This window comes from Bradyrhizobium sp. CCBAU 11430, from assembly GCF_028128855.1.
GTDB classification, from domain to species: Bacteria; Pseudomonadota; Alphaproteobacteria; order Rhizobiales; family Xanthobacteraceae; genus Bradyrhizobium; species Bradyrhizobium ottawaense.
Genome location: NZ_LBJV01000049.1, coordinates 58,665 through 80,700, shown reverse-complemented (window position 1 = coordinate 80,700; position 22,036 = coordinate 58,665). Strand labels below are relative to the sequence as shown.

The 22,036-nt window shown below is 65.3% G+C and carries 23 protein-coding genes and 1 pseudogene; 17 read left to right on the top strand and 7 right to left on the bottom strand.

Annotation, left to right across the window (positions count from 1 at the left end):
- Positions 1 to 114: 114 nt before the first annotated feature.
- Complete coding sequence (locus tag XI04_RS13515; protein ID WP_028140307.1) at positions 115 to 795, top strand: TetR/AcrR family transcriptional regulator; 681 nt, start codon at positions 115 to 117, stop codon at positions 793 to 795.
- Between the two features lie 151 nt (positions 796 to 946).
- Here the strand turns inward: XI04_RS13515 and pyk are convergent, their stop codons facing one another.
- The gene (gene pyk, locus XI04_RS13510) at positions 947 to 2,383 is read right to left on the bottom strand and encodes a pyruvate kinase (RefSeq protein WP_018317789.1); all 1,437 of its coding nucleotides are present in this window, start codon (positions 2,381 to 2,383) and stop codon (positions 947 to 949) included.
- Complete coding sequence (locus XI04_RS13505; RefSeq protein WP_095426669.1) at positions 2,380 to 2,973, bottom strand: DUF1036 domain-containing protein; 594 nt, start codon at positions 2,971 to 2,973, stop codon at positions 2,380 to 2,382. Before XI04_RS13505 ends, pyk begins: the two co-directional genes overlap by 4 nt.
- 179 nt (positions 2,974 to 3,152) lie before the next feature.
- Here XI04_RS13505 and XI04_RS13500 point away from each other — a divergent pair, with 179 nt between their 5' ends.
- The 3 genes from XI04_RS13500 to XI04_RS13490 all read left to right on the top strand — a co-directional run bounded on the left by XI04_RS13500 (position 3,153) and on the right by XI04_RS13490 (position 4,495).
- On the top strand, positions 3,153 to 3,458 hold the full coding sequence (locus XI04_RS13500) for a DUF1244 domain-containing protein (protein ID WP_018317791.1): 306 nt from the start codon (positions 3,153 to 3,155) through the stop codon (positions 3,456 to 3,458).
- Positions 3,459 to 3,654: 196 nt separating this feature from the next.
- Entirely contained in the window at positions 3,655 to 3,927 is a 273-nt protein-coding gene (locus XI04_RS13495) for a DUF2312 domain-containing protein (RefSeq protein ID WP_014492426.1), read from the top strand.
- Between the two features lie 142 nt (positions 3,928 to 4,069).
- Positions 4,070 to 4,495, top strand: coding sequence for a DUF1801 domain-containing protein (locus XI04_RS13490; protein WP_028140304.1), 426 nt, complete (start codon positions 4,070 to 4,072; stop codon positions 4,493 to 4,495).
- A gap of 57 nt (positions 4,496 to 4,552) precedes the next feature.
- Here XI04_RS13490 and XI04_RS13485 read toward each other — a convergent pair whose 3' ends face one another.
- From XI04_RS13485 to XI04_RS13475, 3 genes are all read right to left on the bottom strand, one after another.
- Positions 4,553 to 6,178 (bottom strand): DUF882 domain-containing protein, encoded by a 1,626-nt coding sequence (locus XI04_RS13485; protein WP_028140303.1) that lies wholly within the window; start codon positions 6,176 to 6,178, stop codon positions 4,553 to 4,555.
- A 269-nt stretch (positions 6,179 to 6,447) separates the two neighbouring features.
- Positions 6,448 to 8,661, bottom strand: coding sequence for a L,D-transpeptidase family protein (locus XI04_RS13480; RefSeq protein ID WP_152102399.1), 2,214 nt, complete (start codon positions 8,659 to 8,661; stop codon positions 6,448 to 6,450).
- Positions 8,662 to 9,008: 347 nt separating this feature from the next.
- Positions 9,009 to 10,505 carry a sigma-54-dependent transcriptional regulator gene (locus XI04_RS13475; protein ID WP_152102400.1) on the bottom strand — a complete coding sequence of 499 codons (1,497 nt, stop codon included), beginning with the start codon at positions 10,503 to 10,505 and terminating at the stop codon, positions 9,009 to 9,011.
- A gap of 127 nt (positions 10,506 to 10,632) precedes the next feature.
- Between XI04_RS13475 and XI04_RS13470 the strand changes: the two genes are divergently transcribed.
- The 13 genes and pseudogenes from XI04_RS13470 (at position 10,633) to XI04_RS13415 (ending at position 20,614) form a co-directional block, all read left to right on the top strand.
- Positions 10,633 to 12,564 carry a M3 family oligoendopeptidase gene (locus tag XI04_RS13470; RefSeq protein WP_271610317.1) on the top strand — a complete coding sequence of 644 codons (1,932 nt, stop codon included), beginning with the start codon at positions 10,633 to 10,635 and terminating at the stop codon, positions 12,562 to 12,564.
- Between the two features lie 58 nt (positions 12,565 to 12,622).
- Complete coding sequence (locus XI04_RS13465; protein WP_038948412.1) at positions 12,623 to 12,889, top strand: AbrB/MazE/SpoVT family DNA-binding domain-containing protein; 267 nt, start codon at positions 12,623 to 12,625, stop codon at positions 12,887 to 12,889.
- On the top strand, positions 12,886 to 13,272 hold the full coding sequence (locus XI04_RS13460; RefSeq protein WP_271610316.1) for a type II toxin-antitoxin system death-on-curing family toxin: 387 nt from the start codon (positions 12,886 to 12,888) through the stop codon (positions 13,270 to 13,272). Before XI04_RS13465 ends, XI04_RS13460 begins: the two co-directional genes overlap by 4 nt.
- Positions 13,273 to 13,369: 97 nt before the next feature.
- Positions 13,370 to 13,522 (top strand): aa3-type cytochrome c oxidase subunit IV, encoded by a 153-nt coding sequence (locus XI04_RS13455; protein WP_028140297.1) that lies wholly within the window; start codon positions 13,370 to 13,372, stop codon positions 13,520 to 13,522.
- A gap of 137 nt (positions 13,523 to 13,659) precedes the next feature.
- Positions 13,660 to 14,787 carry a Re/Si-specific NAD(P)(+) transhydrogenase subunit alpha gene (locus XI04_RS13450; RefSeq protein WP_271623707.1) on the top strand — a complete coding sequence of 376 codons (1,128 nt, stop codon included), beginning with the start codon at positions 13,660 to 13,662 and terminating at the stop codon, positions 14,785 to 14,787.
- 11 nt (positions 14,788 to 14,798) lie between these two features.
- Positions 14,799 to 15,116 (top strand): proton-translocating transhydrogenase family protein, encoded by a 318-nt coding sequence (locus XI04_RS13445; protein WP_018317801.1) that lies wholly within the window; start codon positions 14,799 to 14,801, stop codon positions 15,114 to 15,116.
- Positions 15,117 to 15,155: 39 nt separating this feature from the next.
- Positions 15,156 to 16,553 carry an NAD(P)(+) transhydrogenase (Re/Si-specific) subunit beta gene (locus XI04_RS13440; protein WP_028140295.1) on the top strand — a complete coding sequence of 466 codons (1,398 nt, stop codon included), beginning with the start codon at positions 15,156 to 15,158 and terminating at the stop codon, positions 16,551 to 16,553.
- Positions 16,554 to 16,572: 19 nt separating this feature from the next.
- Positions 16,573 to 16,743 carry a hypothetical protein gene (locus XI04_RS13435; protein WP_162832257.1) on the top strand — a complete coding sequence of 57 codons (171 nt, stop codon included), beginning with the start codon at positions 16,573 to 16,575 and terminating at the stop codon, positions 16,741 to 16,743.
- Positions 16,744 to 16,771: 28 nt separating this feature from the next.
- On the top strand, positions 16,772 to 17,569 hold the full coding sequence (locus tag XI04_RS13430) for an alpha/beta hydrolase (RefSeq protein ID WP_028140294.1): 798 nt from the start codon (positions 16,772 to 16,774) through the stop codon (positions 17,567 to 17,569).
- On the top strand, positions 17,523 to 19,001 hold the full coding sequence (locus XI04_RS13425) for a sodium:proton antiporter (protein WP_028140293.1): 1,479 nt from the start codon (positions 17,523 to 17,525) through the stop codon (positions 18,999 to 19,001). The genes XI04_RS13430 and XI04_RS13425 overlap by 47 nt, the downstream gene beginning before the upstream one ends.
- Positions 19,002 to 19,025: 24 nt before the next feature.
- Positions 19,026 to 19,192 (top strand): annotated as a pseudogene (locus XI04_RS38855) (ionic transporter y4hA); the annotation flags it as partial.
- Positions 19,193 to 19,253: 61 nt separating this feature from the next.
- Entirely contained in the window at positions 19,254 to 19,538 is a 285-nt protein-coding gene (locus XI04_RS13420) for a cupin domain-containing protein (RefSeq protein WP_028140292.1), read from the top strand.
- Positions 19,539 to 19,630: 92 nt separating this feature from the next.
- Positions 19,631 to 20,614 (top strand): hypothetical protein, encoded by a 984-nt coding sequence (locus XI04_RS13415; protein WP_271610315.1) that lies wholly within the window; start codon positions 19,631 to 19,633, stop codon positions 20,612 to 20,614.
- 16 nt (positions 20,615 to 20,630) lie between these two features.
- Here XI04_RS13415 and XI04_RS13410 read toward each other — a convergent pair whose 3' ends face one another.
- The gene (locus tag XI04_RS13410; RefSeq protein WP_271610314.1) at positions 20,631 to 21,281 is read right to left on the bottom strand and encodes a tetratricopeptide repeat protein; all 651 of its coding nucleotides are present in this window, start codon (positions 21,279 to 21,281) and stop codon (positions 20,631 to 20,633) included.
- Between the two features lie 271 nt (positions 21,282 to 21,552).
- Positions 21,553 to 21,852, bottom strand: a complete 300-nt coding sequence (gene rpsU, locus XI04_RS13405) for a 30S ribosomal protein S21 (RefSeq protein WP_028140289.1) — start codon at positions 21,850 to 21,852, stop codon at positions 21,553 to 21,555.
- Positions 21,853 to 22,036 lie beyond the last annotated feature (184 nt).

Genomic DNA, 22,036 nt, shown 5'->3' with positions numbered 1-22,036 from the left:
CTTGTCATCCCGCCTGAATAGTTGTTCAGTCTTTGCGGGGCGATTTGCATCTTTTGCGTGACGAAGCGTTTTGCCGCAGGGCGTGCGGCAGGCGTGTGGGACAGGAAGCGCGCCATGGTTTATCGGCGGACGCATCAAGTGGTGAAGCGCCTTGCGGCGCGGCGCAGTGCGATCTTGACGGCGGCACGGGAGACTGCAGCGGAAGGCGGGATGGCGGCGGTGCAGATCGCGCCCGTCGCGGTCCGGGCCAATGTCGCGGCCGGCACGGTCTACCGCTACTTCCCCTCCAAGGCCGAGCTGATCTCCGAGCTCATTGCCGAGGTCTCGCGCGATGAGCTCGCGGCGATCCGCCGGGCGGCCGATGCCGCGCCGGGGCCATCCTCGGCGCTGGCGGCCGCCGTCACCACCGTGGCGGTCCACACCCTGTCGCAGCGGCGGCTGGCCTGGGGCATTCTGGCAGAACCGGTCGATGTCGATGTCAGCGCCTCCCGCCTTGCCAGCCGGCGGGAGATTGCCGGCGAGATTGCCGCCCGGATCGACGCCGCGGTGCGTGCCGGTCACCTGCCCGCCCAGGACACCGCACTCGCCGCCACCGCCTTGCTCGGCGCGCTGCATGAGGCCCTGGTCGGGCCGCTAGCGCCTGACAATCTCGACGATCCCGTCAAGATGCGCGATGCGGTGCAGACCGTGACGCTGCTGGCGCTGCGTGCGGTCGGCGTCATGGACGCCCGCGCCCGGGGACTCGTGGTGCAGCAGACGCTGCTGCCGGCCGCGAAGGCGCTCGTTGGGGCGTAAAATCGCCCTGTGCACGAAGCGGCCGGCCTGACGGCGCTCAGGTGGTTGACTGAGCGAGCCTTTTCGCAAAACCACAGCACGATCGCCGGGCCCTCCGGCTACTGTGTATGGGGTTGTTTTTCGACTTTTTGTTTGGCGTGCCCGGGCGGGCCTACATGATCGCGTCGCCCTCGGGGCCGACCGAGGCGATGCGCACCATGTTGGTGGTGCCGGGGATGCCGAGCGGCACGCCGGCGACGATGATGACACGCTGGCCGGCGCGGACGAAACCGTCCCGGAACGCGATCTGGCCGGCGCGGCCGACCATGTCGTCCTGGTCGCGCGCGTCTTCCGCCACCACGCAATGCACGCCCCAGACCACCGCGAGCCGTCGGCCGGCGGTGATGTTCGGCGTGATCGCCACGATCGGCGGCTTCGGCCGCTCGCGCGCCACCCGCACTGCGGTCGAGCCCGAGCTGGTCCAGCAGATCAGGGCGGGAAGGTCGAGCGTCTCGGCGATCTGCCGCGCGGCGTCGGCGATGGCATCGCCCGCGGTGGATTCCGGCGCGGGACGCTGTGCGGTGAGCACGGAACGATAAATCGGGTCGCGCTCGACCTCCTCGCCGATGCGGTTCATGGTCGAGACCGCCTCGACCGGGAATTTGCCGGCCGCCGATTCCGCCGACAGCATGATGGCGTCGGCGCCCTCATAGACGGCCGTGGCGACGTCGGAGACCTCGGCGCGGGTCGGCACCGGCGACTGGATCATCGATTCCAGCATCTGGGTTGCGATCACCACCGGCTTGCCGGCGCGGCGCGCCATCCGCGTCATCTGCTTCTGCAGGCTCGGCACGCGCTCGAGCGGCAATTCGACGCCGAGGTCGCCGCGCGCCACCATCAGCGCGTCGGAGGCCTCGATGATGTCGGCGAGGCGGTCGATCGCCTGCGGCTTCTCGATCTTGGCCATGACCGCGGCGCGGCCGCGGATCATCTTCTTGGCTTCGATCACGTCGTCGGCGCGCTGCACGAAGGACAGCGCGATCCAGTCGATGCCGGTGACGAGCGCCGCCTCGAGGTCGGCGCGGTCCTTCGAGGTCATGGCGGAGACGGGCAGGTCGGTGTCGGGCAGGCTGACGCCCTTGCGGTCGCTCATCTTGCCGCCGACCACGACCCGCGTCACCGCGTGCTCTTTCGAGGTCTCCTCCGCGATCAGGCGCACCTTGCCGTCGTCGAGCAGCAGCGCGTGGCCGGGCCGCAGCGCCGCCAGGATCTCGGGATGCGGCAGGTGGACGCGCGTGGTGTCGCCGGGGGCCTTGTCGGAATCCAGCGTGAAGGTCTGGCCGTTCTGCAGCTGCACCGAGCCTTCGGCGAAGGAGCCGAGCCTGAGCTTCGGGCCCTGCAGGTCGACCAGGATGCCGATCGGCCGGCCATAGCTGCTCTCGACGTTGCGGATCGTCGCCACCAGCTCCCGCATCTTGTCATGCGGGGTGTGGCTCATGTTGATGCGAAATAGGTCGGCGCCGGCCTCGAACAGGCGGCGGATCATCGCGAGGTCTGAAGAGGCTGGGCCCAGGGTCGCGAGAATCTTGATACGGCGAAGACGCCTCATGGCTTATTTCCAGACGGGGGCGAGGGAGCTGGCGGGAGGCCAGGCGGGGCGGGGGGCGTACCACCGGGCGGGCTATTGGGCAAACCCGGAACCCCGCCCGGGCCAACCGGACCGGGGAGGCCGGGTACGCGCTGCTGCGCCGGCTGTTCGTTGGCATCGGTGAGCTGCACCGTCCACGCCCGCTGCTCACCGGTATCGACCTCGAAATAGCCGGTCCGGTCATAGCCGCGCGCGAGGCAATCCTCGGTGCCGCGGATGGTGAACTCCTTGTCGCGCGAGCACATGAAGGCCTGCCCCGACCACTCGCCGCCGCGGTCATAGTCGATGGCGTAGATGTAATAGTAACGGGCGACCAACGTTCCCCGCAGCAGGGTCTCGCAGGAGCGGGACGAGATGTTCCACCAGCCCTCGGTGGTCCAGCCCTCGGCGTCCTTGTAGCCGAGCGCAATGCCGACCCGGCTCGACGTGTTGTTGCAGAGACGGAAATCGGCGGAGGCCGGGCTGCTCCACAAGCACAGCAGACCAATCGCCAGCACCGGGACCAACCGGGCGAGCATGCGAAGGGGGTAGCGGGGAGATTCGGCGATCATTGTCGCGGAAGCTATATCAGATCATTGGCGATTTGGCGTAGGGGGCCGGGGAACTGCCTCAAGGCCGGGTTCGGGTCGGTTTGCGCCGGGATATGGCAAAATCTGTGACAGGACCCACCTGATCCCGTAAGGGTGACCGCAATCGGGGCAGGCCCAAAGGGATATCAAGGGACATAGCCATGGCAATCGACGACAAAACCAGAACGGAGCTCGAGGCGGCCGCTTTCCGCCGTCTGGTCGATCATCTGAAATCGCGGACGGATGTCCAGAACATCGACATGATGAATCTGGCGGGCTTCTGCCGCAACTGCCTGTCCAACTGGCTCAAGGAAGCTGCCGACGCCCAGGGCGTCGCCTTAAGCAAGGACGAGAGCCGGGAGGCCGTCTACGGCATGCCCTACGAGACCTGGAAGTCGAAATACCAGGGCACGGCCACGCCAGAACAGCTCGAGACGATGAAGAAGGTCCATCCCCACGGGCACTGAACGGCCCGGGTGCGCCTCGCCTGAGTCGCACCACACAACAGCTTTCTTGGCCTCGCCGCAGGAAGGTGTGGGCGCGCTGTGGACGAGCGCGATGCTGCCTTGAACGCAGTCGGTACCAACCCTAAGGGTCTACCAGCACGCGCGGTGAGGGATGCCGGCGTCACCTCGTTTTGCCAGTTCCATTGGGAGTACCTAGATGGCCACCTCCGCCGCCGTCCGCGACGACGAGCCCGCGACGAAATTTGCCAAGGACCAGCTCAAATCCATCATCGAGCGCATCGAGCGGCTGGAGGAAGAGAAGAAGGCGATCTCCGACGACATCCGCGACGTCTATGCCGAAAGCAAAGGCAACGGCTACGACGTCAAGGCGCTACGCACCATCGTGCGCATGCGCAAGCAGGACCCCAACGAGCGCGCCGAGGCCGAGACGATTCTCGAGACCTACATGCAGGCGCTGGGCATGCTCTGAGGCGTTCGCGCCTCAAGCACGACTGCGGCAGCCCGGAGTACAGCGAAATCCGGGTTCTCGCAGTGTGAAAGCAATCCCGGATTGCGCCGCGCTCCATCCGGGCTAAAAATTGCGCGTGTTTCGTTTGCGAACGGAGTCGCGAATGACTGCGCCGCCGCTGCCGCGCGAGGTGAACCGTGCCTTCGGCGCTCTGCCGGCACCGATCGGCAAGCGGCTGCTTCAGGTGCGCGCGCTGATCTTCGCGACGGCCGCGGCGTATGAAGAGGTCGGCCGGCTCACCGAGACTCTCAAATGGGGCGAGCCGGCGTATCTGACCGACGAGACCGGCAGCGGCTCGACGATCCGGCTCGGCCGCGTCAAGGACCCCGCACACGCCGCCATCCTGTTCAATTGCAAGACGACGCTGATCGATAGCTTCCGCGAACGCTTTCCCGATCGGTTCGAGTACCGGCAGACCCGGGCGCTGTTGTTGCCGGTGGTGGGCAGGCTGCCGATGCGGGAATTATCCGTCTGCCTGTCGCTGGCGCTGACGTATCATCTGGACCGGCGAGCGAGGAAAGCGCGGTAGGGCGTTCTTGGCCTGGATGGAGCGAAGAGACTGAATTCGTGGAGGTAGCTCGGCGCCTCAGCGCAGCGCGGCCGTGCGCATGACGAACGACGTCGTCTGGAGCTTCGCGGTCGCGCTGCCCGAAAAACTGTCGCAGGACAGGCCGTGCATCGGGTCGTCGGCAAAGCCCATTGCGATCACGGCCTGCGGCTTGACGAAATAGCCGCGCAGCGCGGCCGTATCGAGCTCGCCCATCAGCGTGACCGACATCGCGCGGCTGGCGCTCGGCGACAGCATCACGATCTTGAGCCAGATGCTGTCGCTCTTGGCGGCGGAGAGGCGGGTCGCGGTCGCGACCGCGCCGTCGACGCTCTTGCCGACCACCGTGTTGATTTCGGTCGCCTGGGCGATGCTGCGTGACGCGGGACGGGCCGAGCGCGGGATCGGCGCGGAGGCGGCGACGACATTGCCGCGATCAACCGGGGAGGCGGCCGGCGCGAAAGCCAGCGCCTGAAGGGCCGCGTTGGACACGCTCGCGGTTGCTTGCGGATCGGTGGCAGAGGCGAGCGCCTGGCGGGCCTTCAGCGCAGCGATTTGCGCCGGCGTCGCCTGCTGCGGCGCGGCCGGGACATCATCCCAGAAGCCGCGGGCGTTGATGATGTCGGCCGGAGTCTCCGGCTTGCCCTCTGCAGATTTGGGTGCCGGCTTGTCAGCCACGGCCGCGGGCTTCGGCTTGGGCGGCGCGACCAGCTGTGCGTCGGCCGAGGCGAGCTGGATCGCGGCGGCAATCTGCGGCTTGGCGCGCGGCGTCGGCACCGGATCGGCGGGCTTGGCTGCGGCTGCGACCACGGTCGGCACCGCCGGCTTGGCGGCCGGCGCGGGCGCGCCCTCGTCGTCCTCGTCGCTGCTGGCGGCCGGAGCGGCGGACTTGCCCTTGAACAAAGCGGCGAAGAAGTTCGGCTTGCTGCTGGAGTCGTCGCCATTGCCGCGGCGCTCGATCTCGGCCTTGGCGAGCTCATAGCCCTTGAGCGGGGTGCCGTCTGTCGGCAAGTGCACCGTCTTTCCGTCCGGGAAGACGCGGGCGAGCTGGTCATGCGTCATGCGTGGCCAGTGCCGGATGCTGCCGGTGTCCAGATGCACGAAGGGCGAGCCCGACGTCGGGTAGAAGCCGACGCCGCCGCGCTGCAGGCGCAGGCCGGCGAAGCGGATCTGCTCCAGCGGCACGCCCGGAATGTAGAAGTCCATCGCATGTCCCAGCATGTGCTGGCTGAAGCGCGCCACCCCGGAGGAGCGGCGGCGGAGCATGGCGTTGGTGGCGGGGGAGCGGTAGGAGGAGATGATCTGGATCGGCTGCTTGGCGTCGACGTCGCGGTAGACTTCCCAGAGGATATCGAAGAGGCGGCGGTCCATGACCGTCTCGTCCTGGGTGCGCCAGTCGCGCAGGAAGTGATTGAGCTGCTTCAGCGCCGCTTCGTCATAGCGGCCATCACGCTTGAAGGTGACGGTCAGGTCTTCGCCGGAATGGGTGTGGTGGAAGGAGAGGGTCTTGGTTTCGCTCAGCGCGGCGGCGTTGTGGACTGAACCCGCGGCAGCAAGCAGCAATACGGCAGCGAGGCCGATCCGGGATCCGGCCTTCACTCCCGCATGGGACAACGACAGCACAGTAAATTGGCGTGCGAGACCAGTCAGCACGTATGAGCCCACCCAGTCGACGAGCGTTCAAAATGGACTCTCCCGCCAACCCCGTAGCAGTGCGAAAGAGGATGAACGCTTTCTTAAAGCAAGAAGGTTAATTCGAGGTTGACCTTCCCGCGCCCAAACCAAGTCAGGCTACAATCCTAACCCGTTGAGTGTGGCAAAAAAACGCCCGGTGCCGGGAGCGGGGTGGACAATGGTTAACGTTAAACGGCCCCATCCATGGGACGGGGCCGTTGATATCGTTGTGGAATTCGAAAAGCTGAGCTCCCGCAGCCTTACCGGGTGAACACCCGCTGCTGCTGGGACCGGCGGCCGACCGGAGCCGGCGGCGGGGTCGGCGCCCCGCCTCCGAACAGCCGTTCGAAGAAGTTCGGGCCCGACGAGCCGAAGCCACCGCCATTGTTGGCCACGGCCACGCCTGAGGGCAGGGTCGTCGCCGGGCGCGAATAGCTCGGCTGCGAGTGCGCAACGACGGCCTCGAGATCCTTGCCGCGGTTGTTCTTCAGGATGTTGATCATGGTCGCGTCGCGGCCATAGACGTCCTTGCGGAACTGCAGTTTGCCGGCATCGTCCACGAAGGCGGTCTGATAGGTGATGTTGACCGGGACCGGAGTCGGGAATTTCAGGTCGATCTCGCTCTTGCCGTACATGCTGCGCACGCGCTCGGGCGTGTACTTCTCGTTCGGCATGGTGATGTTGAGCAGTACGGACGCGTACTGATCCGGGTTCTGCACGCGCATGCAGCCATGGCTGAAGGCGCGATCTTCCCTGGCGAACAGGTTCTTGTCCGGCGTGTCGTGCTGATAGACCAGGAACTTGTTCGGGAAGTTGAAGCGGATGCGGCCGAGCGCGTTGGCTTCACCGGGCGGCTGCGAGATGTGCACCGAGCCGTCGCGGTTCTGTTCGAGCTTGAGGCCCATGCGCTGCAGCACGGTCGGGTCCTGCTGCAACGCCGGCAGATACTCGTTGTAGACGATCGACGGCGGCACGTTCCAGGTCGGATTGACCGTGATGTACTTCATCGTCTCGGTCAGCAGCGGGGTCGCATGCGTGCCCGGCTTGCCGGTGACGACGCGGGTGGTCCAGACCTGCTGGCCGCGCTGCATCACCTTCAGCGTGTAGTCGGGAATGTTGAGGATCACATAGGCATCGCCCAGCGCGGGCGCGCCGAGATCGCGCGGCAGCCAGCGCCAGCGCTCCATGTTCACCAGCACCACGTCGATCTGCTTGTCGCGCTTGGGGGTGTTGAGCGCCTTGACCGTCTTGTCGTCGAGGACGCCGGTCACCTTCATCTCGGCGCCGCTCTGGAATTTTCGCACGGCGTCGGCGACCGCTGCGTCATAGCGGGTGTCGCCGGCATTCTCGGCAAGGCCGAGCTTGGCGCGAAGCTGCGGCACACGCGCATCTTCCACGACGACCTCAGCCTGCTTCTTGCTGGCCGGGGTGTATTTCAGCGCCGGACCGTCGGCGATCTCGATCACCGGGCCGCTGCCCTGACCACGAAGCTCCGCGAGCTTGGCCTTCAGCTCCTTGTAGAGCTTGTGGGGCGGATTGTAGCTGTCGAGCGCAGCGGAGGCGTCCGTCGCGGTCGTGACCTTGGCGAGCACCTCGTTCGGGTCGACCGGATGCTCGGGATAGAGGATGTCGCCGCTGACCTGCGACCAATGCATGCGGCCGCTCTGGGCCTGGCGCGCATAGTCGAACATGCTGGCGGTGAGCTTGAGCTCGGCATCGGCCAGCGCATCGGGCGTGGTGGCGCTGGCGAAGTCCGGCACCGGATAGTCGGCGGGATTGAGGCCGTCGGACGCCGCGTCCTTCAGCCGCGCGATGACGCCCTTGGCCGCGGTGGTCAGGCTGCCGCCTTGCGTCCAGACCGGCGCGAAGTCGCGTGCGCCATAAAACTTCTCGATCGCCGCGCGCTCGTTCTTGCGATCGAAATGGCGCGAGGTCTTGGCGCCGATGATGTCCTTGAGCTTGTCGGCGACCGGCTGGTCGGCGGCGGGAACATTGCTCGCGGCCTTCACGGGCTCAACGGTAGGGGCCGCAGCCGTGGCCGGTGCCGCAGGCGCAGCCGGCATGGCGGTGTCTGCCTTGGCCGGCTCGGTCTTCACAGGCTCGGTCTTGGCAGGTTCGGTATTGGCCGTTTCGCCCTTCGGCGCCTCGGCGGCGGGCGTGGTGGCGACGTCGGAAGGCTTGGTCTCGACCTTGTTCGGGGCCGGTGCGATGTCAGCCTTCACGGGCGCCTGTGCCGGCTCCTTGGCGGAATCCTGCACCGTGGCGGTGGTGTCGAGCTTGATATCGGAGGCGGTCGGGGGCGGGACGTTGGCCGGCTCGGGGCGCGGGATCGCGGCTTCGATCGCGAGCTCGGCAGCGCTGCTGCGCGCCTGATCCTGCGCCAGGGCTGAGCTGGCCGACACCGTGAGGAAGGTCGCCGCGACCGTCATCAAGACACGGTCGAAGCCCGCACGGTGGTTCAAACAGTCACGCATTGTGTCGCACCCCTCGGGTGAACTGTCCCTCGTGGAACAGCTTTGTTATCGCCTATTGAGCTTCGGCTAAATCGCGCCGGCCTCTCGAAAGTTGCACGCCTGCACGCAACGATTCATACGCAGACGATATACAGGCCCCGGTTTTGCAGCCAGCGCTAACCGGGACAACTCACGCCAAACTGACTTCAAGGGAGCCTCTTGGCAACGGATTGTGCGCCTGCACAGCGCGCTTTTCCCTGTGTCTGTCACTTCCAAGTCACGGTTCAAGAAGCAGTCGAATTCTGTCGTCGTGCGAACGGCTTACAGCCGCTCCCGCATCGCCGCGCGAACCCTCGTTCGCATGATGCTCAGTGCGTCTCCTCGCCGCTTTTCCCGCCATGTCCGGGAACCCCGGCCTCGTCGAGTTTGCGGTAGAGGGTGGACCGGCCGATTTTGAGGCGGCGAGCCACCTCGGACATCTGGCCGCGGTAGTGCGAGATCGCGAAGCGGATGATCTCGTTCTCCATGTCCTCCAGCGAGCGGACATCGCCGGTCGCGGTGAGCAGGGCGAGCGTGCCCACCGCCGGGAGCGGCGCGATCGGTATTTCATTACCTGATACCACCGACGGCGTCGCCGCCGGCTCGAGCATCAGCGGGGCGGTCGGAATCTCGGTCACGGGATGCGGCTGCGAAGCGAGCAGAGGGAAGTCGCCGAGGCCGAGCTGGTCGCCGTCGCTCATCACCACGGCGCGGTAGACCGCGTTCTCGAGCTGGCGGATGTTGCCGGGCCAGTCGAGCTGGGCAAGATGGGCCATGGCTTCGCCGCTGATGCCGGTGATCGCGCGGTTCTCCTCGGCGGCAAACCGCGCCAGGAAATGCCGGAGCAGATGGGGGATGTCCTCGCGCCGCGCCCGGAGCGAGGGGATCGTCAGCGGCAGGACGTGCAGGCGATAGAACAGGTCTTCCCGGAAGTGTCCTTGTTTCACCCGCTCCAGCAGCCGGCGATTGGTTGCCGAGACGATGCGGACGTCGACCTTGACGGGCTTGCGGCCGCCGACCGCCTCGACCGCGCCTTCCTGGAGCGCGCGCAGCAGCTTGACCTGCGCAGTCAGCGGCAGCTCGCTGACCTCGTCCAGAAACAGCGTGCCGCCATGGGCCTCGACGAACTTGCCCATGTGCCGCTCGGTCGCGCCGGTGAAGGCGCCCTTCTCGTGGCCGAACAGAATGGACTCGACGAGGTTGTCGGGGATCGCGCCGCAATTGACGGCGACGAAGGGCTTGGCCTTGCGCTCGCCGCTGCCATGGATCGCGCGCGCGAACATCTCCTTGCCGACGCCGGACTCGCCTTCGATCAGAACGGGAATCGCCGAGTTCGCCGCCTTCTGCGCGGCGCGCATCACGGGTGCCATCGCCTCGGCGCGGGTGATGATGTCGGAGAAGGTCAGCCGGCCCTCGCGGCTGTGCCGGATGCGCTGTAATTCGCCCTTGAGCGCGGAGGCGTTGAGCGCGTTGCGCAGCGAGACCTGGAGCCGCTCCACACCGACCGGCTTGACCACGAAATCGGCCGCGCCGGCGCGCATCGCCGAGATCACGTTGTCGATGCCGCCATGGGCGGTCTGCACGATGACGGGGACGCTGAGGCCCGCTTCGCGGATTTTCGCCAGCACGCCCATGCCGTCGAGGCCGGGCATCACGAGATCGAGGATGACGGCGTCGATGGCCGGCGCGTCGGGAGCGGTAAGGGCGGCGATCGCGGCGTCACCGGAGTCCACGACGACCGTCTCATAGCCGCATTTCTGCACCATGTTCTCGACCAGCCGGCGGGCTACGGCGTCGTCGTCAGCGATCAAAATACTGGCAGCCATGGTGTTCCCCGCACGCTACTACTATCTGTCTCGAATCGGGGCACTCTGGCCGAAGCCGATTAACGCACTCTTAAACCTTGATGCCCCCGCCCGCCGTCGCGCTTGTTGAACACAGGTTTCCCACACAATGAATTCGCGCTCCAAGACTGCTCTCCGCAAGCCTGCCGCCAAAACATCCGCCGCCAGAACATCCGCCGCCAAGAAATCCGCCGCCAAGAAATCCGCCGCCAAGGCAAAGTCCTCCAAAACGCCGCTCGCAAAGCCTGCGAGCAAGACCGGCAAGCTTCCGGAGTGGAACCTCGCCGATCTCTATTCCGGGATCGATGCGCCGGAAGTGGCGCGCGATCTCGAAACGATGGATGCCGACTGCGTCGCGTTCGAGACGGACTACAAGGGCAAGCTGGCGACAGGGACAGCAAACGAAGATGGCGGAAAATGGCTCGCGAAAGCCGTGCGACGCTATGAGGCAATCGACGATCTTGCCGGCCGGCTCGGTTCCTATGCCGGGCTCGTCCACGCCGGCGACAGCGTGGACCCTGCGATTTCAAAGTTTTACGGCGATGTGTCGGAGCGGCTGACGGCGGCGTCCACGCATTTGCTGTTCTTTGCGCTCGAACTCAATCGCATCGATGACGATATTTTGAACCGGGCCATGCAGGCGCCCGAGCTCGCGCACTACCGTCCCTGGATCGAGGATCTGCGCAAGGAGAAGCCGTATCAGCTCGACGACAAGCTCGAGCAGCTTTTCCTGGAGAAGGCGCAGACCGGCTATTCCGCCTTCAATCGGCTGTTCGACCAGACCATCTCCGGACTGCGCTTCAAGGTCGGGGCCAAGGAGTTGGCGATCGAGCCGACGCTCAATCTGTTGCAGGACCGCGACGGCGCCAAGCGCAAGAGCGCAGCCGAGGCACTGGCAAAAACCTTCAAGGCCAATGAGCGCACCTTTGCGCTGATCACCAACACGCTCGCCAAGGACAAGGACATCTCCGACCGCTGGCGCGGTTTTCAGGACGTCGCGGATTCCCGCCATCTGAACAACCGTGTCGAGCGCGAAGTGGTGGATGCGCTGGTCGCCTCGGTGCGGGCGGCCTATCCGAAGCTGTCGCATCGCTATTATGCGTTGAAGGCGAAGTGGTTCGGCAAGAAGCGGCTGGCTTATTGGGATCGCAACGCGCCGCTGCCCTTTGCCGCGACCGATACCATCGGCTGGCCCGACGCGCGCAACATGGTGCTGACGGCCTATCGCGGCTTCTCGCCCAAAATGGCCGATATCGCCGAGCGCTTCTTCACCGATCGCTGGATCGACGCGCCGGTGCGGCCGGGCAAGGCGCCGGGCGCGTTCTCGCATCCGACCACCCCGTCGGCGCATCCCTATGTCCTGATGAACTACCAGGGCAAGCCGCGTGACGTGATGACGCTCGCCCACGAGCTCGGCCATGGCGTGCATCAGGTGCTGGCGGCGAAGAACGGTGCGCTGATGGCGCCGACGCCGCTGACGCTGGCCGAGACCGCCAGTGTGTTTGGCGAGATGCTCACGTTCAGGCGGCTCCTTGCCCAGACCAAAAATGCAAAACAGCGCCAGGCGCTGCTCGCCGGCAAGGTCGAGGACATGATCAACACCGTGGTGCGGCAGATCGCGTTCTACTCGTTCGAGCGCGCGGTCCACACCGAGCGCAAGAACGGCGAGCTCACCGCGACGAGGCTCGGCGAGATCTGGCTGTCGGTGCAAGGCGAGAGCCTGGGTCCGGCGATCGAGATCAAGGCGGGCTATGAGAACTACTGGATGTACATCCCGCACTTCATCCATTCGCCGTTCTACGTTTACGCCTACGCGTTCGGCGATTGCCTCGTGAATTCGCTCTACGCGGTCTACGAGAACGCGAACGAGGGCTTTGCCGAGCGTTATCTCGACATGCTAGCCGCCGGCGGCACCAAGCATTATTCCGAGTTGCTGCGGCCGTTCGGGCTCGATGCCAAGGACCCGAAGTTCTGGGACGGCGGCCTGAGTGTCATCGCCGGGATGATCGACGAGCTCGAGGGGCTGAGTGTAGGACCGTAAAACATTTGTTGAACAATTGGGTGGGTCGTGTTATACAGATGTATAACGAGGTGCTGCCATGAACGAGAACGCGAGCTCGAAGGACTTGAAGAACGAATCCACCGTGCTTCAGGTGCGCAAGATAGGCAATTCGATCGGCGTTATCCTGCCGAAGGAGCTCGCGGGTCGTCTGAATCTCAAAGAGGGTGACAGGCTGTTTCCGGTCGAGCAATCGGACGGTGGCGTGTTGCTGACGCCGCATGATCCTGACTTCGAAAAAGCAATGGAAGTCGCACGGCGAGGCATGAAGCGTTATCACAACGCTCTCGCCGAGCTTGCCAAGTGAATGAGCCGTTCTGGCTGACGCGTCGGATCATCATTGCGATCCACCACGAACAACTGGCGATCCATGGCGGCGCAAGCGGCCTTCGAGATGAAGGCATGCTCGAATCCGCGCTCGATCGGCCCAGAAACAAATGGTCTTACGAGAGCGCCGATCTTCCCGAATTGGCGGCGGCGTACGCCTTCGGCATCGCGCGCAACCATCCGTTCGTCGACGGCAATAAGCGCACGTCGCTGCTGGCGCTGTACACGTTTCTCGGCGTTAACGGCATCGAATTCGTTGTACCCGAGGCTGAAGCGGCAGCCATCATCCTGTCGCTCGCTGCCGGCGAGGTCAGCGAGGAGAACCTGACGCGTTGGATCCGCGACAATTGGGATTCCAAATGAGCCGATTTGCGGGAAAACCGCTGCCCAGCGCCGTTGCCCTGCTCGAAGGTTTCAGGTATCCCAGCCCAAGAATTCGACTTTCGACTGGGGACAATCCATGGCTGATCATAGCGAAGTGGCGTACAGCACCGCCGACGGCAACGACTACGTTGCCCACGAGCAGACCTACGAGGGCTTCATCAAGCTGGTGAAGTACGGCACGGTCTCGGTCGCGCTCATCGTGATCCTGATGGCGGTCTTCCTGACCTGATCTGTCGGCAGCTGCACACGCCAGCGGCAGCAGCTGCCCAGAATATTTGCATCCAAGCCGGTGCCAAAACCGGTATCGAACGCCGCGGGAGTAACGCTTAGTTTGCGCGCGCGCTGTCCCGCGCCGCCGGAGGACCTATGAAGATCGCCGTTGCCAAGGAAATCGATCCGCTCGAGCCGCGAGTCGCCGCTTCGCCCGATACGGTGAAGAAGTTCAAGGCGCTGGGCGCCGAGATCGCCGTCGAGCCGGGCGCCGGCCTCAAATCGGGCCTGCCGGATTCCGAATTCACCGCGGTAGGTGCCACCGTCAGCGCAGATGCGCTGAAGGATGCCGACATCATCATCAAGGTGAAGCGTCCTGAACCCTCCGAGCTCGCGCAGTACAAGCGCGGCGCGCTCGTCATCGCCATCATGGACCCCTATGGCAACGAGGCCGCGCTGAAGACGATCGCCGATGCCGGCGTTTCCGCCTTCGCGATGGAATTGATGCCGCGCATCACGCGCGCGCAGGTGATGGACGTGCTGTCCTCGCAGGCGAACCTCGCCGGTTACCGCGCCGTGATCGAGGGCGCCGAGGCGTTCGGCCGCGCCTTCCCGATGATGATGACCGCTGCCGGCACCGTGCCTGCGGCGAAAGTGTTCGTGATGGGCGTCGGCGTCGCCGGCCTCCAGGCGATCGCGACCGCGCGCCGTCTCGGCGCCATCGTGACCGCGACCGACGTGCGGCCCGCGACTAAAGAGCAGGTCGAATCGCTCGGCGCGAAATTCCTCGCCGTCGAGGACGAGGAGTTCAAGAACGCGCAGACCGCCGGCGGCTACGCCAAGGAGATGTCTAGGGAATACCAGGCCAAGCAGGCCGCGCTCACCGCCGAGCACATCAAGAAGCAGGACATCGTGATCACCACGGCGCTGATCCCGGGCCGGCCCGCGCCGAAGCTCGTCTCCGGCGAGATGGTCAAGTCGATGAAGCCGGGCTCGGTGCTGGTCGATCTCGCCGTCGAGCGCGGCGGCAATGTCGAAGGCGCCAAGGCCGGCGAGGTCGTCGACCTCGATGGCATCAAGATCGTCGGCTACACCAACGTCGCCGGCCGCGTCGCGGCCTCGGCCTCCAGCCTCTACGCGCGCAATCTGTTCTCCTTCATCGAGACCATGGTCGACAAGACGGAGAAGAAGCTCGCCGTGAACTGGGACGACGAACTGGTCAAGGCGACCGCGCTCACGAAAGACGGCGCCGTCATCCACCCGAACTTCCAGCCGAAGGCTTAAGGAGACCCGCCATGGAGCATGCTGCACAGGTCGTCGACCCCTTCATCTTCCGGCTGTCGATCTTCGTCCTCGCCGTCTTCGTCGGCTATTTCGTGGTGTGGTCGGTGACACCGGCGCTGCACACGCCGCTGATGAGCGTGACCAACGCGATCTCCTCGGTGATCGTGGTCGGCGCGTTGCTTGCCGGCGGCGTCGCGAACGTCTCGAGTGGCTCGGGCTGGGCCCGCGCCTTCGGCTTTGTCGCGCTCATTTTCGCCTGCGTGAACATTTTTGGCGGCTTCCTTGTCACCCAGCGCATGCTGGCGATGTACAAGAAGAAGTCGAAGTAAGCGGCCACCTCGGGCTGAAGGGATCAATGGGGACCTGAGATGAGCGCCAACCTCTCTGCATTTTTGTATCTCGTGGCGGGAGTGCTGTTCATCCTGTCGCTGCGCGGGCTGTCGAGCCCGGCTTCGTCGCGCCAGGGCAATCTGTTCGGCATGATCGGCATGGCGATTGCGGTCGCCACCACGCTGGCCAACCATCCGCCGGCAGACGGCCTCGCCTGGGTGCTCGTCATCGTCGGTATCGCCATCGGTGCCGCGATCGGCGCGGTGATCGCCCGCCGCGTGCCGATGACCTCGATGCCGGAACTGGTCGCCGCCTTCCACTCGCTGGTCGGCATGGCCGCGGTGCTGGTCGCCGCCGGCGCGTTCTACGCGCCCGAGGCCTTCGACATCGGCACCCCCGGCAATATCCATCCGCAGAGCCTGGTCGAGATGTCGCTCGGCGTCGCCATCGGCGCGCTGACCTTCACCGGCTCGGTGATCGCGTTCCTGAAGCTGTCCGCACGGATGAGCGGCGCGCCGATCATCCTGCCCGCCCGCCACATCATCAACATCGCGATTGCCGTGGCGCTGGTGTTCTTCATCGTTCGCCTGGTCCTGACCGGCGGCGCGCTCGACTTCTGGCTGATCGTCATCCTGGCGCTGGCGCTCGGCGTGCTCATGATCATCCCGATCGGCGGCGCCGACATGCCGGTCGTGATCTCGATGCTGAACTCCTACTCCGGCTGGGCTGCGGCCGGCATCGGCTTCACGCTCGGCAATTCCGCGCTGATCATCACCGGCGCGCTGGTCGGCTCGTCGGGCGCGATCCTGTCGTACATCATGTGCCACGCGATGAACCGGTCCTTCATCTCGGTCATCCTCGGCGGCTTCGGCGGCGAGACCGCGGCGGCCGGCGGTGGCGGAGGCGAGCAGAAGCCCGCCAAGCTCGGCTCGGCGGATGATGCGGCCTTCATCATGAAGAATGCCCAGAAGGTCATCATCGTGCCCGGCTACGGCATGGCGGTGGCGCAGGCGCAGCACGCGCTGCGCGAGATGGGCGACATCCTGAAGAAGGAAGGCGTCGAGGTGAAGTACGCCATTCACCCGGTCGCCGGCCGCATGCCCGGCCACATGAACGTGCTGCTCGCCGAAGCCAACGTCCCCTATGACGAGGTGTTCGAGCTCGAGGACATCAACTCCGAGTTCGCGCAGGCCGACATCGCCTTCGTGATCGGCGCCAACGACGTCACCAACCCGGCGGCCGAGGAGGACAAGACCTCGCCGATCTACGGCATGCCCGTGCTTCAGGTCTGGAAGGCCGGCACCGTGATGTTCATCAAGCGCTCGCTCGCCTCCGGCTATGCCGGCATCGACAATCCGCTGTTCTACCGCGACAACACCATGATGCTGCTCGGCGACGCCAAGAAGGTCACCGAGAACATCGTCAAGGCGATGTAGCACGCGAAGGAAACGGACCGTGGCCATCAACAGGGAATGGCACCGGTCCCATCGCATGCCGCTCAAGGCGACGCGCGAGCAGCGCGTCGCATGGCACGCCGCCCACAAGGCGGCGTGCGGCTGCCGGGACGTACCGGCGAGCCTCCGGCCCGACGTCATGAAATTGCTGCGGAGCAGTCGCAAGCCCTGAGCCTGAACCGGGGGCCGGCCGCGCAATGATCACCATCGCCAAATGGACCGTCATCCTGCTCGCGACCGTCTATCTCGCCGGGCTCGTCGTGCTCTATGCCCGGCAGCGCGAGATGCTGTTTCCGATACCGACCGCCAAGCGGACCCCGCCTGAGGCTGCAAATTGTCCCGAGGCGGAGGAGCATGTCCTGGCCACCTCGGATGGCGAGAAGATCATCGTCTGGCATGTGCCGGCGAGGCCGGGTCGTCCCGTGATCCTGTATTTTCCGGGCAATGGCGATTTTCTCGCCGGCCGTGTCAGCCGCTTCAAGGCCATGACGGCTGATGGCACCGGCTTGGTCGCGCTGTCCTACCGCGGCTATGCCGGCTCGAGCGGCGCGCCGAGTGAGGAGGGTCTGCTGCGCGATGCCGCTGCCGCCTATGCCTTCACCACCGCCCGCTACACGGCGGAACGAATCGTCGCCTGGGGCTTCTCGCTCGGGACCGGCGTGGCGGTTGCGCTCACCTCGGAACAGCGTGTTGGAAAGCTCGTCCTGGAGGCCCCCTATACCTCGACGGCCGACATTGCATCTTCGTCATTCTGGTTCGTGCCGGTGCGCCTCTTGATGCGCGATCCGTTCCCTTCCGACGAGCGGATCGCGCGCGTCACGGTGCCGCTCCTGGTGATGCATGGCACCAATGACCTTGTCATTTCGATCGTGTTCGGAGAGCGTCTGTTCGCGCTCGCGCATGAACCGAAGCAGTTCGTTCGCTTTGCGGGCGGCGGACACGACAATCTCGATGCGTTCGGTGCGATCGAAACGGCAAGGCGCTTCATTGGATCCTGAACGGCTCGTCTCCCGGCTGTGGGGCGTATCCCTCGCCGCCATCCTCGCCTTGTTGCCGCAGCAGGCCTGGGCCGCAAGCGGCCTCGATGGTGCGGCGATGCGCTGGCCCTATGCGCTTCCCTTTGCCGGCCTGTTGCTGTCGATCGCGCTCGGACCGCTGCTGTTTGCAAAAGTCTGGCACCATCATTACGGCAAGATCGCTGCTGCCTGGTCGCTGCTGGCGCTGGCCTCGCTCGTCATTTTTGCCGGGAGCATGGCGACGCTGGCGGCGTTCGTCCATGCCATGCTCGCTGAATATCTCGGCTTCATCGTGCTGCTGTTCGCGCTCTATGTCGTGGCCGGAGGCATTCTCATTACCGGCGACATCAAGGCCACGCCGGCGACGAATGCCGGCATCCTCGCGCTCGGCACCTTGATGGCAAGCATCGTCGGCACCACGGGGGCCGCGATGATCCTGGTCCGTCCGCTGATCCGCGCCAACCGGCCGCGGCGCCACAACGCCCATGTCATCATCTTCTTCATCATCCTGGTCGCCAATGTCGGCGGCGCGCTGAGCCCGCTCGGCGATCCCCCGCTGTTCGTCGGTTTCCTGCACGGCGTCGACTTCTTCTGGACCACGCGGAGCATCTGGTTGCAGACCGCAATCGTCGCCGGATTGCTGCTCGCGATCTTCATCGCCATCGATTCCTGGCGCTTCCGCAGCGAGCCCGCGCTGAGCGACGCCGGTCCTGCGGATCCGGTCCGCATCCGCGGTCTGGTCAACCTCGTGCTGATCGCAGCCATCGTCGCGAGCCTGCTGGCCTCGGCGATGTGGAAGCCCGCTATCGCCTTCGACATTCTCGGAACGAAGCTGGAGCTGGAAGACATCGCGCGCAATTTGGCGCTGCTTTCCATTGCGGCGCTGTCGGTGTGGCTGACGCCGGACGAGCACAGGCTGGCCAACGGCTTCACCTGGGAGCCGATCCGCGAGGTCGCAAAACTGTTCGCGGGCATTTTTGTCGCCATCATCCCGGTCATTGCCATGCTCAATGCCGGCCATCACGGCGCCTTTGCCTGGCTGTTGTCGGCCGTGACGGCACCGGACGGCACGCCGCGCGAGGTCGCCTATTTCTGGTTCACCGGCCTGATGTCGGCGTTTCTCGACAATGCGCCGACCTATCTCTTGTTCTTCCAGCTTGCCGGCGGCGATCCGCAAATGCTGATGCATCAGCTGTCGGGCACGCTCGCGTCGATCTCGATGGGCGCCGTCTACATGGGAGCGCTCACCTATATCGGCAACGCGCCGAACTTCATGGTCAGCAGCATTGCCAGCGAGAACGGGATCAAGATGCCGAGCTTCTTTGGCTATCTCGTGCGCGCCGGCGCGGTGCTGATCCCGCTGTTCATGCTGCTGACGCTGCTGCCGGTCGCGCCGATCCTGCGCTGGCATTGAATCCGCCGGCCGATTTGCTCGCCGCTCGACAAGGAGCTCGAGCTCGGCCTCGACGCCCGGGGGGCAGCGTGGTCTTGCTCCCGACCTTCGTCCTGAGCATGCCGACCTTCGGCACGGGCAGGACAAACGTCCTGTTCGGGCTTGTCCATGTGATGGTATTTGGCGTCTACGTATTCATGGTTTCGTGCCCTGAACCACTTTGCGCTCACGCGGCCCTTCGGGGGCCGGGATCGCGTCCCAGGAGAGGTCCCAATGCTTGCCGCCAGATCCGAGGTTCAGGTCGACAACGAGGAGGTCCGGGTGACGGAATGGCGGCTCGGTCCGGGCAGCGCCACGGGGCATCACACCCACGGCATGGACTATGTGATTGTTCCCGTCGTCGCGGGCGAAATGACCATCGTGGCGCCGGGCGGCGAGCGGTCCAAGGCGCAGCTGGCAGCCGGGAAATCCTATTTCCGCAAGGCGGGCGTCCAACATGACGTACTTAACGAAACCTCAACCGAGATCGTGTTCCTTGAGATCGAGCTGAAGCCGTAGGTCCGGCCTTACAACTTGCCATCGATCCGTCGCAGTTGATCCCTTACAATGCCCCAAAGTTCCCGCATCAGATCGCGCGGGGAGTGGCCGGAATGCTGAAATACCTCGCTAAAATTTCGATGGATATTTTCCCCTCGGTGCTCGCGACGATCATCGGGGCGTACATCGTTAACCACTACATCAACGCCAAGCCGGCGGCTGACGCCCCTGCGGCCGTCGTGGCCCCTGCCGAGGCCGGCAAGAACGGCAAGCCCGCCGATGTGGCCAATCTCCCGGCGCCCGGCGTCAAGGCCAAAGGCATCCCCGAGAAGAGCGTGACGGACAAGCCGGCGGCTGAAAAGGCTGCCGATCAGCCGTCTGCCGAGCACAAGGCTGCGGATGTGGCTCCGGCCGAGGCCAGCCCGCGTGGCAAGCCGTCGGCGCGCGAGCAGGCGGTCGCCAAGTCTACCCCGACGTCTACCCCGGCCGCCAGCACGCCCGCTCCCGCCGCTCCGGTGGTTGAGGCCAATTCGGCGCCGGCTGCCGCGGCTCCGGCCCCCGACGCCAACGACCTCGTGCGTGCCGCGATCGAGCGGCTGCGCAAATCTCCTGAGGGCAAGTCTCCTGAGGGCAAGTCTCTTGAGGGCAAGTCGTATGAAGGCAAGTCCGCCGAGACCAAGCCTGCTGCCGAGGTTAGGCCGTCCGAGACCAGGTCAGCCGAGAAGCCGACCGAGCCTGCCGTGCGGGAAGCCGCTCGCACGCCCGAGGCCCCGCGGGTCATCAGCATGGAGCCGGCTACGGTCCGTCCGCTGCCGCCGCCGATCACGGTATCGACGCCCTCACCAGAGGCCTATGGCAAGGATGGCTCCTCGCCGGCCAATCCGTCCTATACGGCCTCGGTCGGTAGCGATGATCCGAATCGGATGACGCCGCCGGCTGACATTCCCGTGCCGGTGATCGCGCCACCGCTCGATCTGCGCGCCGACGCCGGTGGCTCCATGCCGCGGCCCAAGAAGACCAATGTCGCCGACGAGATGCTGTCGGGCATGAAGTCGATGTTCCACTCGGTTCTGCCGAAGAGCGCCACCCCCGATTGAGACGGTGCCAGAACCGTCAGCCGCCGACGCGGGCGAGGCCGCTGCGCGCGGCGTCGTCGCGTGGACGAAGCGATACAGCCCTGGTGTAGGACGCCGCCGCCTTGGCCCTGTCGCCCAGCCGCTCATAGGCCTGTCCCCGCGCGGTCCAGACCTGCGCGTTGTGCGGATCGGCCTCTGAGGCCTCATCCAGATCGGCCGTGGCCTCCCTGACCTTGCCGAGCGCGAGATAGCTGGTGGCGCGGCCGAGCAGCGGCTCGACCTTCTGGGGATTGAGCCCGCTCGCAGCGCTGAAATCTGCGATCGCGAAGTCGTGCTGATTGTTGCTCTGGTAGATCAGGGCACGGCCATACAGCGCCTGCGCATTGTAGGGATCGAGCCCGACCGCGCGATTGAACTCGTCGAGCGCCGCCGCGACCTCGCCTGACTTGGCCAGGGATTGGGCTTTTGCGGTGTGGGCCTGAGCCTCGGTGACGTTGGCGGCGCTCACCGGGCTCTCGGCGGGCGCGGCGGCCTTGGGCGCCTCCTGCGGCTTGTCCTTCTCCGGCATCAGCGATCCCAGATCGAACGAGCAGCCGCACAACGCTATCCCCATGAGCGCCAGCGCGAACGGCGGCTGCGAGATCCGGCGTAGCCACGTCAAGCCGTGCTTGGGGAGGGGGGAGGCCATCTACGGTTCGCTCGCGCTAGAGCATGATCCGGACCCGAAGGGCCGCGTTGGCGAAAAGTATGCAGCGGTTTTCTCTCGCGACAAACGCGCAATGCGTTTGCGTAGAGATTGCTCAAACAACAAACTAAAGCGCGACGACGTTCAATCCAAATCTCATCGCGCTTGCGTGCCGCATCCGTGGTGCCCGACCCGGAAAAGGCCCCGCGCACAAACAATAACGCGGGCCAGAGGCCCGCGTCATCGAAACTGAAATCTTGCAAAATTCGGTAAATCAGCGCGGTCCGCGCGGACCAGCACCTGCACCCGGGCCACGCCCGCCGCGATCACCGCCGGGACCGGCGCCGAACACCGGCTTCGGCTTCATCGGCAGCAGGCCTTCGCGCTGCAGCTTCTTGCGGGCCAGCTTGCGCGCACGGCGCACAGCTTCGGCCTTTTCGCGGGCCTTCTTCTCGGAGGGCTTCTCGTAATGACCGCGGAGCTTCATCTCGCGGAAAATTCCCTCGCGCTGCATCTTCTTCTTCAGCGCCTTGAGGGCTTGGTCGACATTGTTATCGCGAACGAGAACCTGCACGCGGCATCCTCTTCAGTGGATCGGATTTGAATTCTGGTAAGACGAAGGGGATGGCGAAAACGCGCAAGCCCTTAACCTTGAGGGCGCGGATGTATCAGACAAATCCCGGGATGTCCACCGGACAAGCGGGCTTTCGGGCCAAGTTCAGCCATTAAATGAGGCGAAAATACCTCTGTGCGGCCCT

What these genes read in the sequence shown, in the direction of transcription:
- XI04_RS13515 (WP_028140307.1), top strand. Translation starts at nt 115, where the DNA reads ATGGTTTATCGGCGGACGCATCAAGTGGTGAAGCGCCTTGCGGCGCGG.
- pyk (WP_018317789.1), bottom strand. Translation starts at nt 2,383, where the DNA reads ATGAGGCGTCTTCGCCGTATCAAGATTCTCGCGACCCTGGGCCCAGCC.
- XI04_RS13505 (WP_095426669.1), bottom strand. Translation starts at nt 2,973, where the DNA reads ATGATCGCCGAATCTCCCCGCTACCCCCTTCGCATGCTCGCCCGGTTG.
- XI04_RS13500 (WP_018317791.1), top strand. Translation starts at nt 3,153, where the DNA reads ATGGCAATCGACGACAAAACCAGAACGGAGCTCGAGGCGGCCGCTTTC.
- XI04_RS13495 (WP_014492426.1), top strand. Translation starts at nt 3,655, where the DNA reads ATGGCCACCTCCGCCGCCGTCCGCGACGACGAGCCCGCGACGAAATTT.
- XI04_RS13490 (WP_028140304.1), top strand. Translation starts at nt 4,070, where the DNA reads ATGACTGCGCCGCCGCTGCCGCGCGAGGTGAACCGTGCCTTCGGCGCT.
- XI04_RS13480 (WP_152102399.1), bottom strand. Translation starts at nt 8,661, where the DNA reads ATGCGTGACTGTTTGAACCACCGTGCGGGCTTCGACCGTGTCTTGATG.
- XI04_RS13475 (WP_152102400.1), bottom strand. Translation starts at nt 10,505, where the DNA reads ATGGCTGCCAGTATTTTGATCGCTGACGACGACGCCGTAGCCCGCCGG.
- XI04_RS13470 (WP_271610317.1), top strand. Translation starts at nt 10,633, where the DNA reads ATGAATTCGCGCTCCAAGACTGCTCTCCGCAAGCCTGCCGCCAAAACA.
- XI04_RS13465 (WP_038948412.1), top strand. Translation starts at nt 12,623, where the DNA reads ATGAACGAGAACGCGAGCTCGAAGGACTTGAAGAACGAATCCACCGTG.
- XI04_RS13455 (WP_028140297.1), top strand. Translation starts at nt 13,370, where the DNA reads ATGGCTGATCATAGCGAAGTGGCGTACAGCACCGCCGACGGCAACGAC.
- XI04_RS13450 (WP_271623707.1), top strand. Translation starts at nt 13,660, where the DNA reads ATGAAGATCGCCGTTGCCAAGGAAATCGATCCGCTCGAGCCGCGAGTC.
- XI04_RS13445 (WP_018317801.1), top strand. Translation starts at nt 14,799, where the DNA reads ATGGAGCATGCTGCACAGGTCGTCGACCCCTTCATCTTCCGGCTGTCG.
- XI04_RS13440 (WP_028140295.1), top strand. Translation starts at nt 15,156, where the DNA reads ATGAGCGCCAACCTCTCTGCATTTTTGTATCTCGTGGCGGGAGTGCTG.
- XI04_RS13425 (WP_028140293.1), top strand. Translation starts at nt 17,523, where the DNA reads ATGCGTTCGGTGCGATCGAAACGGCAAGGCGCTTCATTGGATCCTGAA.
- XI04_RS13420 (WP_028140292.1), top strand. Translation starts at nt 19,254, where the DNA reads ATGCTTGCCGCCAGATCCGAGGTTCAGGTCGACAACGAGGAGGTCCGG.
- XI04_RS13415 (WP_271610315.1), top strand. Translation starts at nt 19,631, where the DNA reads ATGCTGAAATACCTCGCTAAAATTTCGATGGATATTTTCCCCTCGGTG.
- XI04_RS13410 (WP_271610314.1), bottom strand. Translation starts at nt 21,281, where the DNA reads ATGGCCTCCCCCCTCCCCAAGCACGGCTTGACGTGGCTACGCCGGATC.